Consider the following 13759-nt stretch of genomic DNA (forward strand, 5'->3'; position numbering starts at 1 on the left):
GGTTATCGCGTTCCCCAGTTGTAGAACTGTTTGTGGAGTTTGAGGTACACGAACGTCTCGGTGGAGAGGACCCCCTCGAGCGTCCGGATCTCGGAGTTGAGCATCGTGATGAGGTCGAGGTCGTTCTCGCACACGACCTCCGCGAGGATGTCGTACGTGCCCGCGGTGAGGACCACGTAGTCCACGGCCGGCATGGCGGCGAGCTTGTCCGCGATCACCAGGGTGTCGCCGGTGACGCGCACGCCGATCATCGCCTGGCGGTAGAACCCGAGCTGCATGGGATCGGTCACCGCCACGATCTGCATCACACCCGACTCGGTCAGCTTCTGCACACGCTGGCGCACAGCCGCTTCGCTGAGACCGACGGCCTTGCCGATCTCCGCATAGGACTTGCGGCCGTCCACCTGCAATTGCTCGATGATCGCCTTGGAGACGTCGTCGATGGTCGCAGCCTTCGTGCCGTTCGTTGCCCGAGGGGTACTCATGGAGCGATTCTGTCAGTGGCGAGGCGGTCTAGCAAGCGAATCCGCACATTCCTGCCCGATTGACCGACGAAATCAGTAGACTCCCGGCCATGAGTTCACCGCTGAGCGCCACAACCACACCCGAACTGCAGAATTTCGTCGCCGGAGCGCGCACCACCGCGCGCGGGAGCGACAGCATCTCCCTGATCGATCCGGCGACCGAGGACGTCTACGCCACCGCGCCCGTCTCGACGGCGGAGGACGTCGCGGACGCCTACCGCGCGGCGGAGGCCGCTTTCGAGGTGTGGGGAAACACGACTCCCGGCGAGCGCCAGCTCGCGCTGTTCCGCATCGCAGACGCGATGGAGGCGCGCGCCGAGGAGTTCGCCGACGCCGAGTCGCAGGACACCGGCAAGCCGCGCGGCACCCTGGTGGAGGACGAGATCCTGCTGTCCGTCGACCAGATCCGCTTCTTCGCCGGAGCCGCCCGCAACCTGGAGGGCCGCTCGGCCGGCGAGTACCTGAAGGATCACACGTCGATGATCCGCCGCGAGCCGATCGGTGTCGTCGGCCAGGTGACGCCGTGGAACTACCCGCTCAACATGGCGGTCTGGAAGTTCGCGCCGGCGCTGGCCGCCGGCAACACCACCGTGCTCAAGCCGTCCGACACCACGCCGCTGTCGACGCTGCTGCTGGCGGAGGTCGCCAGCGAGTTCCTGCCTGCCGGCGTGCTCAACGTGGTCCTCGGCGACCGCAGCACCGGTGCGGCGATGATCGACCACCCGACCCCGCAGCTCGTGTCGATCACCGGCTCGGTGCGGGCAGGCATGGAGGTCGCGCGCGCGGCCTCCTACGACCTCAAGCGCGTGCACCTCGAGCTCGGCGGCAAGGCGCCGGTGATCGTGTTCGACGACGCCGACATCGAGAAGGCGGTCGAGGGGATCGTGGCGGCCGGCTACTTCAACGCCGGCCAGGACTGCACCGCCGCGACGCGCTTGCTGGTGCAGGAGGGCGTGCACGACGAGTTCGTCGCCGCGCTCGCCCAGTACGCCCGCGACAACGCCCGCACCGGTGCGCCGCGCGAGGACGGCATCCTCTACGGTCCGCTCAACAACGCGAACCAGCTCGCCCAGGTGGGCGGCTTCGTCGAGCGGTTGCCCGACCACGCGAACATCGAGCTCGGCGGCCGCCGCCAGGGCGACCGCGGCTACTTCTGGGAGGCCACGATCGTCTCGGGCCTGCGCCAGGACGACGACGCGGTGCAGAACGAGATCTTCGGGCCGGTCCAGACCGTGCAGAAGTTCACCGTCGAGGCGGCGGCGCTGCGCTGGGCGAACGGCGTCCGCTACGGCCTGGCCTCCTCGGTGTGGACGAAGGACCACGGCCGGGCGATGCGCTTCGCGAAGGGCCTCGACTTCGGCTGCGTGTGGATCAACACGCACATCCCGATCGTGGCCGAGATGCCGCACGGCGGGTTCAAGCACTCCGGCTACGGGAAGGACCTGTCGATGTACGGGTTCGAGGACTACACGCGCATCAAGCACGTGATGTCGTACATCGGGGAGTGACCCAGGGGGCGACACGCCGTCCGCGCTCAAACATCCAGTTCTATAGGTATTCGGCCCGCCCTCCGCTACGCTGCCTCCACACACATCGTCGTGTGCGGCTGACCCGGAAGGCATTCGATGTCTGCAGAACCCTCGTCCTCGGCCCATCTCGGAGACGGCGAGCACCTCGCCGTCCTCGGGTACGAGGACTCCTTCAACCGGTCCATGACCCTCTGGGCCAACTTCGCTCTCGGCTTCACGTACCTCTCGCCGCTCGTCGGCGTCTACTCGCTGTTCGCCGTCGCGATGGCGACGGGTGGGCCGCCCTCCATCTGGTGGATCCTGATCGTCGGCGCCGGCCAGTTCCTGGTCTCGCTCGTGTTCGGGGAGGTGGTCTCGCAGTACCCCATCCACGGCGGCATCTACCCGTGGGCGCGGCGGCTGTGGGGCCGGCGGTACGCCTGGATGGCGGCCTGGATCTACATCTGGGCGATGATCGTCACCATCACCGCGGTGGCGTCGTACGGCAGCGGCTTCCTGGCCAGCCTGTTCGGCCTCCCCGCCACCAAGGAGGTCACCTTCGGGCTGACCGTGCTGCTGCTGGTGGTGGCGCTCGCGCTGAACTTCACCGGGACGAAGACGCTGGCGACGGTCGCCCGCATCGGGCTGTCGGCGGAACTGATCGGCGTGATCGCGGTCGGCCTCTACCTGCTGATCTTCCAGCGGAAGCACCCGTTCTCGGTGTTCTTCGACACGATGGGCGTGCAGGGCCACGGGTCGTATCTGATGGCGTTCCTCGGCGCGGCGCTGGCCGGGCTGTTCCTGTTCTACGGCTTCGAGGCGTGCGGCGACGTCGCCGAGGAGGTCGCGAACCCCGCCCGCCGCATCCCGCTCGCCATGATGATGACGATCCTGGTCGGCGGCGTGTCCGCGCTGTTCGCCTTCGGCGGCTACATCCTGGCGGCGCCGGACCTGGCGAAGATCGTGGCGGGCAAGGATGTCGACCCGATCCCGGAGATCCTCCAGTCCGCCCTCGGCGACGTCGGCGCGAAGATCTTCCTGGTCGTCGCGGTCACCGCGTTCCTGTCCTGCGTGCTCAGCCTGCAGGCGGCGGCGAGCCGGCTGCTGTTCTCGTTCGCGCGCGACGGGATGATCCCGGCCCACCGCTGGCTGTCGCGGGTGTCGCCGCGCACCAAAGTGCCGGTGAACGCGCTGATCGTGGCGTGCAGCATCCCGGTGGTGATCAGCCTGATCGTGTACCTCGGCCCGGACGGGCTCATCACGCAGGTGACCGCGTTCGCGGTGCTCGGCATCTATGTCGCGTTCCAGTCCGTGGTACTCGCGTCGCTGCGGCAACGGGTGAAGGGGTGGCGTCCCGCCGGACCGTTCTCGCTGGGGCGTGCCGGGCTCGTCGTCAACATCGCTGCGCTGGCGTACGGGATCTTCGCGATGGTGCTGCTGGCGTGGCCGACGAGCACGGGCAACTGGTTCAACGACTGGATCGTGCTGATCGGCCTCGGGATCGTCGCCGGCGCTGGGCTGCTGTACCTGTTCGTCGCGCGCCCGGACCGCGCCTCCGACGCGCCTGCCGGCGACGCCATCCGCATGGCCGAGCTGCTTCGCGCGCGCCGCACCGCGCCGGCGGCCACCGAATAGCCCCGTCGCACGCCATCGCTTCCTCACTTCCTACCGCGACACGCCGTCGACGAGCGGGAGAAAGTGAGGAAGCGATGGCTGCGTGGGTTAGGACTCGCGGCGGGGGATGGCGAGCGGGTTGCCGTCGCGGAGTTCGGGGGGCAGGACGTCCTGCGGGGCGTCCTGGTAGGCGATCGGCGTCAGCCAGCGGCGGATCGCCGTCGCGCCGACCGAGGTGTGGATGCTCGCCGTGGTCGCGGGCCACGAACCGCCGTGGTGCTGCGCCCAGCCGATCGCGACGCCGGTCGGCCAGCCGTCGAACAGGAGGCGCCCGGCGATCGGAGCCAGCGCGGCGGCGAGGGCGGTGACGTCCTCGTCCGCGCCGCGGTGGATGGTGGCGGTGAGCGACGGACGCAGTGCGGCGAGCACGGCGCCCAGCTCGTCGTCGCGGTAGGAGACCAGGACGGTGACCGGGCCGAAGTGCTCGTCGAGGAACGCGTCCGGAGCGGCGAGGAAGGCGGCGGCGCCCACGAGCGCGACGGCGGGCGTCGAGGTCTCGGCGGTGTCCGGGCCGAGCAGTACGGTCACGTGGTCGTCCGCCCCGAACCGCTCGATCGCCGACGCGTAGGCGGCGCTCATCCCGTCCGTCAACTGCCGCGACACCGGCGCGGCGCCGAGCGCAGCGCTCACTGCCTCGTCCACGCCTTCGCCGGACGGCACGAGCACCAGGCCGGGCTTGGTGCAGTACTGCCCGGCGTCGCGGGTGAAGGAGGCGACGAGCCCGGCGCCGATGCCCGCCGCGCGCTCCCGAGCGGCGGCACGTGTGACGACGACGGGATTGATGCTTCCGAGCTCTCCGTAGAACGGGATCGGATCGGGGCGGGAGGCCGCGAGGTCGAAGAGCGCGCGCCCGCCGCGCTCCGAGCCGGTGAACCCGGCCGCCCGGACTGCGGGGTGCTGCACGAGCGCCACGCCGGTATCCATCCCCTCGACCAGGGCGAACCAGCCCGCCGGCAGGACCGACAGGGCCAGGTCGGCGGTGCGCCGGGACAGCCGCGGGTGTCCGGGATGCCCCTTCACGATCACCGGGCAGCCGGCGGCGAGCGCCGACGCGGTGTCGTTCCCGAGCACCGAGAACGCGAACGGGAAGTTGGACGATGTGTAGACCGCCACCGGCCCGACCGGCCGCAGCATCCGGCGCAGGTCTGGCCGGGGCGGGACGAGCGAGGGGTCGGGGGAGTCGACCGCCGCCTCCAGGTAGCCGCCCTCGCGCGCCACGCCCGCGAAGAAGCGGAGCTGCGCGGCGGTGCGGGTGACCTCGCCGTCGAGGCGGACGCCGGAGAGGTGGGTCTCCTCGGCGGCGAGGGCGACGAGTGCCGCCCGATCGGCCTCGAGCGCGTCGGCGAGGTCGTCGAGCCAGGCCGCGCGCTCCTCGCGGGTGGTGGGGAGCAGAGCCACGTCCGCGGCTGCCGCGGCAGCAGCGCTGAGGTCGCCCATCAGAACGCCCCCAGCCCGGTCAGTGCCCGTCCGAGCACGAGCGTGTGGATCTCGTCCGTGCCCTCGTAGGTGCGCACCGACTCCAGGTTGGCCATGTGCCGCATCACCGGGAACGCATTGGTGATGCCGTCGCCGCCCAGGATCGTGCGGGCCTCACGCGCGATGGCCAGCGCCTCCCGCACGCTGTTCAGCTTGCCGACACTGATCTGCGTCGGGGTCAGCCGGCCGGCTTCCTTCAGCCTGCCGAGGTGCAGGGCGAGCAGGATCCCCTTCTCGTACTCGACCAGCATGTCGGCGAGCTTCTGCTGGATGAGCTGCGTCGCGCCGATCGGCCGGCCGAACACCTCCCGGGTCGTCGCGCGCTCGATGGACACCTCCAGGCAGGCGCGCGCGGCGCCCATCGCGCCCCACACGATCCCGTAGCGGGCCTCGTTGAGGCAGGAGAACGGTCCCGACAGCCCGCGGGCGCCCGGCAGCATCGCCGAGGCGGGGACGCGCACCCCCTCGAGCACGATGTCGCACTGCACCGACGCGCGCATGGAGAGCTTGCCGTCGATCGCCGTCGCAGCGAATCCGGGAGTGGAGGTCGGCACCACGAAGCCGCGCACGCCGTCCTCGGTCGCCGCCCACACCACCGCCACGTCGGCGAGCGCCGCCAGGCCGATCCAGCGCTTGGCGCCGTCGAGCACCCAGTCGTCGCCGTCCCGGCGCGCCGTGGTCGTCATCGCGGCGGGGTCGCTGCCGCCGTGCGGCTCGGTGAGGGCGAAGCAGCCGATGCGCTCGCCGCGGGCCATCGGCGGCAGCCATTCGGCCTTCTGCTCGTCGGAGCCGAATTTCGAGATGGCGCTCATCGCGAGCGAGCCCTGCACCGAGACGAAGGTGCGCCAGCCGCTGTCCGCGGCCTCCAGCTCGTGGCAGACCAGCCCGTAGGCGACCGCGCCCGCTCCCGCGCAGCCGGGGTCCTTCAGGTGCATGCCGAGGAATCCGAGCCCGCCGAGCTCCGCGACGAACTCGCGGCGGAAGTGCTTGTCCTCGAAGTCCTGCTCGATGACGGGCGCGATGCGCTCGACGGCGAAGCGGCGGGCGGAGTCGCGCCAGCGCCGTTCGTCGTCGGTCAGCAGGTGGTCGATGCTGAAGGCCTCGTCCAGTGCGGAGGCGGCGGATCCGGGCGGCTGCGTGGTCATCGGGTGGTCCTTTCGGTGGACGGGCGGACGGCGTCCAGCCACAGGGGTTCGTGCCCGCGGGGTTGGTCGGCGCCGAGCAGTGGCGGCGGGGTGCGGTGCACGGCGGGTGACGTGCTCAGGTGGATGGGGGTGGCCGGTTGGCGCGAGACGCGGCCGGTCGACGGGTCGGCGGTGGTCGTCACCGGGTCGAGCCCGAGGGACTCCGCGAACGCGAACGCCTCGCCCACGCTGTTGACGAGTCCGGCCGGGACGCGCGCCGCGCCGAATGCCGCCACCCATTCGGCGGCGGGGCGCCCGGCGAGCGCGGGCTCCAGCACCGCCCGCAACGCGACGCGGTGGTGCACGCGCTCCTCGTTGGTGGAGAACCGGGCGTCGGCGGCGAGGTCGGGGAGGCCCAGGACGGCGGCGAACGCGGCGAACTGCCGGTCGTTGCCCACCGCGACCACGAGCTCCCGGTCGGCCGCCCGGAACAGCTCGTACGGCGCGATGCTCGGGTGCGCGTTGCCGAGCCGGCCGGGGGAGCGGCCGGTGGCGAGCGTGCTCGACGCCTGGTTGGTGAGGGCGGCGAGCAGCGAGCCGAGCAGGTCGACGTCCACGCGGGAGCCGAGGCCGGTGCGGTCGCGCTCGCGCAGGGCGAGCAGGATCCCGGCGACCGCGTTCTGACCGGTGAGCACGTCCACGAGCGCGACGCCGACCTTGCTGGGCTCGCCGTCCGGCGCCCCCGTGATGCTCATCAGGCCGCCGACCGCCTGCACGAGGAGGTCGTAGCCCGGCAGGCCCGCGCCCTCCGCCCTCCCGAAGCCGGTGATCGAGCAGTAGACCAGGCGGGGGTTGGCGGGGCGGAGGCTGTACTCGTCGAGCCCGAACCGCTCCATCACCCCCGGGCGGAAGTTCTCCACGACGACGTCGGCGGTCTCGGCGAGGCTGTGCGCGGCGGCGAGGCCCTCCGGGGTGGCGAGGTCGCACACCACCGAGCGTTTGTTGCGGTTGACCGCGCCGAAGTACGTGGACTCGCCTGCGTCGTCCACGGGCGGCCGCCACGACCGGGTGTCGTCGCCGGCGGGGCTCTCGATCTTGACCACGTCCGCGCCGAAGTCGGCGAGCGTCATCGTCGCGTAGGGGCCGGCGAGGACCCGGGAGAAGTCGGCGACGCGCAGGCCGGAGAGGATGCCGTCGGCCATGCTCGCTCCTTCGCTCGGACGGCCGCTCACTCGGGTCGTCGTAATTCATCCTATAGCGAATGATTGGATCGGGTTATCGTGGGAGGCGTGACCACCTCTACGCGCGATGCTGCCGCAACGACCCGGCCGGCGCCAGGGGCGCGGGACGCGGTCTTCGCGCAGCTCTCCGACGCCGGCAGGGCCGAGCAGGTGGCCAGGCGCCTCGCGGACGCGATCGTCCTGGGCGTGCTCGCACAGGGGAGCGGCTGCCCAGCGAGGCTGAACTCGCCCGCCGGTTCGGCGTCGCGCTGGTGACGGCGCGCGAGGGCCTGGGGATGCTGCGCGAGGCGGGGCTGGTCGAGACCCGGCGCGGACGCGACGGCGGCTCCTTCGTCGTCCACCCCGGCGACGGCGACGAGGCGCTGCTCGCGACCCGGCTCCGCGGCCTCTCGCAGGTCGAGCTGAGCGACCTCGCGGTCTACGTGACTGCGATCGCGGCGGGCTGCGCGGACCGCGCCGCCGAACGCTCGACCGCCGCCGACGACGCGCGGCTCGCGGCCTGGCTGGACGCCGCCGACTTCACCGGTCCGGCCTCCGCACGCCGCAATGCCGGCGGCTTCCTGCTGGAGCTCGCCGTGCTCAGCCAGTCGACCCGGCTGGTGCGCGAGCAGATCCGGCTGCAGGCAGAATTCGGCCCGCTGCTCTGGCTCGGGATGCGCGATGCGGAACTGCGCGCCGGAACCGCCGACTCCGCCCGTGTGATCGCGGACGCCGTCGCTGCGGGGGACGGCGGCACGGCCCGCGCCGAGGTCAGCGCGCTGCTGGCGCGCGTCGCACGGTGGCTGCTGTCCGCGAAGGCCCGGATCGAGACGGGAGGGACGATCGATGGCTGACGTCGTCGGGACAGAGACCGGCGCGGGCGTCGCGGCTGCGGCCGAGCGCGTGAGCGCGCTGTTCGCGCGTATCCAGGAATCCCTCGCCGGCTGGCGCGACGCCCTCCGGGGCGAGGAGGGCGCCGACGCGGTCACGGCGCCCGCGGCGATCGACGCCACCGTCGGCGCGCTCGTCATCCCGCTGCTGCGCGAGGACGACCCGCTGCTGGTCGGCGCCGGGTTCATCGCCGCCCCGGAGTTCACCGGCGGCGATGACCTGCACTTCTCCTGGTGGCTCGGCCCGCTGGAGGAGAACCCGGTGTTCGGCTCCACCACCGAGCCGAGCCGGCTCGACCTGGCCTCCCGGTCGTACTCCGACTATCTGCGCGACTTCCGCTCGCTGGAGTGGTACAGCATCCCGCAGTCGACGCACCGCACGCACATCACCGGCCCGTACGTCGACCATCTGTGCGCGTGCGACTACATCGTCACGGTCACCTCGCCTGTCGAGCGGGACGGCCGGATGATCGGCGTCGTGGGCGTCGACGTGTACGTCAAGCGGCTGGAGCGCGAGCTTCTGCCCGCGATGCTCGCCGCGGGCCGCCCGGTCGTGCTGGTCAACGAGGCCGGCCGCGCGATGGTCTCCACCGACCCTGCGGTGCTGGTCGGCGACGTGGTCGACGCGGGCGAGGGCGCCGTGCGCTGCGCCGGCACCCCGTTCCGCCTGGTCTAACATCGGTACGACACGATACGTCCTGCATCGGGGAGCAGCCCCGGTCCATCGTCGACCAGGAGGAACCGCGGTGACTCCCGGCTTCACCCGCTACGCCCCGACCGCCGGCCCGTCGCGCTGGCTGCTGATCGCCGGCCGCCGCTTCGTCGCCTGCGTGGAGAGCACGGTCGCCGACAGCATCGTGGACGCGGTGTGGTGGCTGGCGGAGTCCGACCTCGCCACGATCGAGTCGGTCGTCGGCGCGTTCCCGCTCGCCGCCCCGGACAGCGTCCGCTCGTTCGCGGTGGCCGAACTCGGCGAGCCGAACGACGCGGGCGAGATCGTCGTCACCGCCGTTGTGCGCGGCTCGGCCGCCCTCGACGTCTACTCGGTCGGCGGCGCCAGGCGCTTCGGGTCGGGCGGCGTGCAGCCCTGGGTGCTGGCCGAGTTCCGCAGCGTCACCGGGCTCGCGGTCGGCGGCGACGACCTCCCCACCGGGCCGGCCGCCAGGCTGTCGATCGGCTCCCTGCCGCTCGGCCTCGGCGTGGTGGACGGCGAGCTGCTGACCTGGTCGAGCACCCCGCTGGAGCGCGTCGAGCGCACTGCCGGCCGGGGGCGGAGCCGGCGGAGGACACCGGCGCCCGGGAGTCCGGGGCCGACTCCGAGCTCGACGAGACCATCATCCGCGCGCGCAACCGCAGCTCCAGCCTGTTCTCGCACGCCGACGGGCCGGACGTCCCGGCGACAGCCGGGCTCGCCGAGTCGCCGGAGGCGGCCCCCGTCGTGCAGCCCGTCCGCGCAGCCCACGAGCTGCCCGGCGCGATCGACATCGAGGAGCCCGGCGCCGCGACCCAGCGGCCGGACCTGCGCGACACGCCCGGAGTCGGCCGGCCGCCGGTTCCCGCCGCGGTCCCGACACCGGCCGGCGGCACGGAGATCCTTCCGCCGCCGCAGCGCTTCGCCGTCCGGGTCGTCCCGGGGGACATCATGGAACTGGATGCGCCGATCGTGATCGGCCGCAGACCCGCGCTGCAGCGGGTGGAGTCGGGCGTCGCGCCGCGCCTCGTCGCGGTGCAGTCGCCCGAACAGGAGGTGTCCTCCACGCACGTGCGCATCGAGCAGTCGGGGGACGCCGTGGTCGTCACCGACCTGCGCTCGACGAACGGCACCGTCGTGCACCGGCCGGGCCGCACCGCCGACCGCCTGCGCCCGGGGAGTCCACGGTCGTCCTCCCCGGAACGGTTGTGGAGATCGGCGACGGTAATATCATCGAGATCACCGCCGTCCCGGCCGGCGGCACCACGGGGACCCCGCGGCCGCTGCCGGAAGCGGACCGTCGAGAAGAAGGACGCGAGTGACCCAGATCGGTCGCACCAACCGGCGCCACACCGTGGTCGTGCCGGGCGGCGCAGACGCGCGCATCAGCCTGTCCTGGGCGGCGCTGTCCGATACCGGCTACCGCCGCAGCGTCAACGAGGACAGCCTCCTGGCGCGCTCACCGATCTTCGCGGTCGCCGACGGCATGGGGGCCACACCGCCGGCGACTTCGCCAGCACCGCGGTGGTGACCCGGCTGGCCGAGAAGTTGCGCGTCGACTTCGTCACGGAGGGCGCGCTGACCGAGGCGCTGCGCGACGCCGTGGACGACATGGGCCGCGGCGTGGGCCAGACGGACCTCGGCACCGGCACCACCGTGACGGGCATCGCGCTCACGCTGTCGGACGGTTCGCCGTACTGGCTCGTCTTCAACATCGGCGACTCGCGCGTCTACAGCTTCCGCGACGGCACGCTGGAGCAGCTCACCGTCGACCACTCCATCGTGCAGGAGCTGCTCGATGCCGGGGCGATCACGCCGGCGGAGGCGGAGGTCCACCCGCACAGCAACGTGATAACGCGCGCGGTCGGGTTCAACGAGGACCCGGTGCCCGACTACTTCCTGTTCCCGATCGTGGCGGGGTCCCGCCTTCTGGTCTGCTCGGACGGGCTCACCAAGGAGCTCACCGAGCACGGCATCCGCTACTACCTCGGCGAGGGCGCCTCCCCGCTGGACGCCGCGCAGCAGCTCATGGACGCCGCGCTCGGCAACGGCGGCCGCGACAACGTGACCGTGGTCGTGGTCGACGTGCTGGCGACTCCGGAGAGCGGCTCGCACCGCGAGGGGTTCCCGCGCAGGGCGGCCCGACGCCACTGAACCGCGGCACGCGGGCACTGACGAACGGCCCCTCCACGGGGGACAATTCTCACCGATTTGGCCCCCGAGTTGGGGGTAAACGAGATGCCCCCAGTGCGGGTCCGAGCCCCCTGAGGCGCTGCGGCGGCTGCCTACAATTGATGAACGCCTTCGCCCTCGCGAACGCGAACGGCCGATGACGGGAGGAGCTGCTTGGCTCGGCGCTTGCCTTCACAGCCGCCGAACCTCCCTGGCTTCTCGTACGTCAGGGTGCTCGGTTCGGGCGGCTTCGCCGACGTGTTCCTCTATGAGCAGAACATGCCGCGCAGGCAGGTCGCGGTCAAGGTGATGCTGGCCGAAGTGGTCACCAGCCAGGTCAAGCAGATGTTCCAGGCCGAGGCCAACCTGATGGCCCAGCTCAGCACGCACCCGTCCATCCTCACGGTGTACCAGGCGAGCGTCTCCTCCGACGGACGGCCCTACCTCGTGATGGAGCTGTGCTCGTCGGCGATCGGCCAGCGCTACCGCTCCGACCCGCTGCCGGTGCCCGAGGTGCTGAGCATCGGCGTCCGGATCGCGAGCGCGGTCGAGACGGCGCATCGCGCCGGTGTGCTGCACCGCGATATCAAACCGTCCAACATCCTCACCACCGCTTACGGCCACCCGGTGCTCAGCGACTTCGGCATCGCCGCGACGCTCAGCGAGGCCGACGTGACCGAGGCGATCGGGCTCTCCATCCCGTGGTCGGCTCCGGAGGTGCTGGCCGACGAGACCAGCGGCACCGTCGCCAGCGAGGTGTGGTCGCTCGGGGCGACGATCTACTCGCTGCTGGCCGGGCGCTCCCCGTTCGAGCAGCCGGGCAAGGAGAACACCTCCGCCGAGCTGATCCAGCGGATCACCAAGGGGCGCCCGCAGCCGATCGGCCGCCCAGACGTGCCGCCACGGCTCGAGCACATCCTGTTGCGCTCGATGTCGCGGAAGCCCTCGGCGCGCCAGCGCAGCGCGCTGGAACTGATCCGCGAACTGCAGTCGGTGGAGGCCGAGCTCCGGTTGCCGCAGACGCCGATCGAGGTCGCGATGGACGACTGGGCGCTGGCGACGGCGGACGACCCGGAGGAGCGCACGCGCGTCAAGGGCGTCCTCGCGGTCGACCCCGGCGCGTCCCGTCGCCGCCGGCGCCGCGCCGACCCGGCGGCGGTCGGGGCCACCCGGGCGCCCGCCCGCACGATCGTCCGCGAGAGCGCCGGCAGCTCGCCGACCCTCCCGCCCGCGCCGGCCGGCCGCCTCTCCCGTGGGCTCGTCGGCGCCCTGGCCGCGTGTGCGTTCCTCGTGGTCGTGCTCGCCGTCATGGCGACGGTCGTGCTGGTGCGCGCGAGCGCCTCCGGCGACATCCCGACTGTGCGCGACCTGAGCGGCAGGGTCAGCCAGGGCACCATCGTCTTCACCTGGACCGATCCGGGCCTGGAGAGCAGCGACAGTTATCAGGTGACGGTCGACGACCAGCCGCCCAGCAGTCAGCGCGCGACCGAGTTCCGCGTCGACGCGAAGCCCGGCCAGACCGTCTGCGTCACCGTCACGGTGAACCGCGACGGCAAGAACGGCTCGCCGAGCGGGCAGAAGTGCGTCCAGAGGACCGGCTCGCCATGATCCGCGCCTGGCTTCTGGCACACAAGTCGATCGCGGCCACCGCCCTGAGCGGGACCGTGGTCGCGGCGGTCGTCGCGACGCTCGCGGTCGTGTCGGGCGGCTACAGCGCCCAGCACCTGCAGCTCAACGACGCGGCCGTCTGGGTGGCCAGCGACGCCAAGAAGGCGCTCGGTCGCGCGAACACGCAGATCGACTCGCTCAACTCGATCGTGCCGGGCACCGGCGAGGCGCTCGACGTCGTCCAGGATGGCCAGAACGTGCTGCTCCTGGACAAGGAGGCCAACACCGCGGCCGTGGTCGACCCCGCGACCGCGCAGGCGGGCAAGTCGGTGGCGCTGCCGCCGCGGTCGCCGCAGGTCTCCGTCGCGGGGCAGAACGTCGCGATGCTGTCGCAGACCACCGGCCAGCTCTGGCTGTCGTCGGTGGCGCAGCTCGAGCAGTTCAACTCCGGCTCGGCGCCGACGATGGACCTGGGCGGCCGCGCGATCGGCGCGATGGACCCCTCCGGCGTGTTCTTCGCCTACCAGCCGGGCACGCGCAACCTGGTTCGCGTCGACCTCGGCGGCCAGCAGCCCGCCACCTCGTCGGAGAAGGTCCCCTCGCGGGGAGCGGGCGCGCACGTCCAACTCACCTCGGCCGGCGGCCAGTGGGCGCTCTTCGATCCCGACGAGAAGACGCTCTGGGTGTCCGGCCGCACGATCGACCTCGCTGCGGCGCTCGGCGAGGACTCCGATCCGATCCTCCAGGCGCCGTCCTCGGACGGGAGCGCGGTCTGGATCGCGACCTCCAGCGGCCTGATCCGGGTCCCCTCGACGGCTCGGCGCCCGGCCGTGTCCTCGGCACGGTCTCGGGCGCCCCGGCCGCGCCGGTGA

12 protein-coding genes and 2 pseudogenes are annotated in these 13759 nt (G+C 72.1%); 10 read left to right on the top strand and 4 right to left on the bottom strand.

Annotated elements, in window-relative coordinates:
- Positions 1 to 2: 2 nt before the first annotated feature.
- A complete protein-coding gene (locus ACRAWC_RS00515) occupies positions 3 to 485 on the bottom strand; it encodes an Lrp/AsnC family transcriptional regulator (protein ID WP_431345991.1) in 483 nt (160 codons plus the stop codon).
- 89 nt (positions 486 to 574) lie between these two features.
- Here ACRAWC_RS00515 and ACRAWC_RS00520 point away from each other — a divergent pair, with 89 nt between their 5' ends.
- A complete protein-coding gene (locus ACRAWC_RS00520) occupies positions 575 to 2032 on the top strand; it encodes a gamma-aminobutyraldehyde dehydrogenase (protein WP_431345992.1) in 1458 nt (485 codons plus the stop codon).
- A gap of 117 nt (positions 2033 to 2149) precedes the next feature.
- On the top strand, positions 2150 to 3667 hold the full coding sequence (locus tag ACRAWC_RS00525; RefSeq protein WP_431345993.1) for an APC family permease: 1518 nt from the start codon (positions 2150 to 2152) through the stop codon (positions 3665 to 3667).
- Between the two features lie 87 nt (positions 3668 to 3754).
- Here ACRAWC_RS00525 and ACRAWC_RS00530 read toward each other — a convergent pair whose 3' ends face one another.
- From ACRAWC_RS00530 to ACRAWC_RS00540, 3 genes are read right to left on the bottom strand one after another with little or no spacing between them, the layout of a single operon-like run.
- Positions 3755 to 5143, bottom strand: a complete 1389-nt coding sequence (locus ACRAWC_RS00530; RefSeq protein ID WP_431345994.1) for an aldehyde dehydrogenase family protein — start codon at positions 5141 to 5143, stop codon at positions 3755 to 3757.
- Complete coding sequence (locus tag ACRAWC_RS00535; RefSeq protein WP_431345995.1) at positions 5143 to 6327, bottom strand: acyl-CoA dehydrogenase family protein; 1185 nt, start codon at positions 6325 to 6327, stop codon at positions 5143 to 5145. The genes ACRAWC_RS00530 and ACRAWC_RS00535 overlap by 1 nt, the downstream gene beginning before the upstream one ends.
- Positions 6324 to 7508: a CaiB/BaiF CoA transferase family protein gene (locus ACRAWC_RS00540; RefSeq protein ID WP_431345996.1), complete on the bottom strand. Its 1185-nt coding sequence runs from the start codon at positions 7506 to 7508 to the stop codon at positions 6324 to 6326. The genes ACRAWC_RS00535 and ACRAWC_RS00540 overlap by 4 nt, the downstream gene beginning before the upstream one ends.
- 87 nt (positions 7509 to 7595) lie before the next feature.
- On the opposite strand from ACRAWC_RS00540, the gene ACRAWC_RS00545 reads away from it, so the two are divergent.
- From ACRAWC_RS00545 to ACRAWC_RS00580, 8 genes and pseudogenes are all read left to right on the top strand, one after another.
- Positions 7596 to 7802 (top strand): hypothetical protein, encoded by a 207-nt coding sequence (locus ACRAWC_RS00545; protein ID WP_431346018.1) that lies wholly within the window; start codon positions 7596 to 7598, stop codon positions 7800 to 7802.
- On the top strand, positions 7754 to 8380 hold the full coding sequence (locus ACRAWC_RS00550; RefSeq protein WP_431346014.1) for a FadR/GntR family transcriptional regulator: 627 nt from the start codon (positions 7754 to 7756) through the stop codon (positions 8378 to 8380). The genes ACRAWC_RS00545 and ACRAWC_RS00550 overlap by 49 nt, the downstream gene beginning before the upstream one ends.
- On the top strand, positions 8373 to 9092 hold the full coding sequence (locus ACRAWC_RS00555) for a cache domain-containing protein (protein ID WP_431345997.1): 720 nt from the start codon (positions 8373 to 8375) through the stop codon (positions 9090 to 9092). The genes ACRAWC_RS00550 and ACRAWC_RS00555 overlap by 8 nt, the downstream gene beginning before the upstream one ends.
- Before the next feature lie 70 nt (positions 9093 to 9162).
- A complete protein-coding gene (locus ACRAWC_RS00560) occupies positions 9163 to 10083 on the top strand; it encodes a hypothetical protein (RefSeq protein WP_431345998.1) in 921 nt (306 codons plus the stop codon).
- Positions 10059 to 10190, top strand: a pseudogene (locus tag ACRAWC_RS00565) (FHA domain-containing protein); the annotation flags it as partial. The gene ACRAWC_RS00560 and the pseudogene ACRAWC_RS00565, both read left to right, overlap by 25 nt.
- 235 nt (positions 10191 to 10425) lie before the next feature.
- Positions 10426 to 11261 (top strand): annotated as a pseudogene (locus tag ACRAWC_RS00570) (PP2C family protein-serine/threonine phosphatase).
- Between the two features lie 192 nt (positions 11262 to 11453).
- The gene (locus tag ACRAWC_RS00575; RefSeq protein ID WP_431345999.1) at positions 11454 to 12887 is read left to right on the top strand and encodes a serine/threonine-protein kinase; all 1434 of its coding nucleotides are present in this window, start codon (positions 11454 to 11456) and stop codon (positions 12885 to 12887) included.
- The gene (locus tag ACRAWC_RS00580) at positions 12884 to 13759 is read left to right on the top strand and encodes a hypothetical protein (protein ID WP_431346000.1); all 876 of its coding nucleotides are present in this window, start codon (positions 12884 to 12886) and stop codon (positions 13757 to 13759) included. Before ACRAWC_RS00575 ends, ACRAWC_RS00580 begins: the two co-directional genes overlap by 4 nt.

Source organism: Leifsonia sp. L25, from assembly GCF_050632895.1.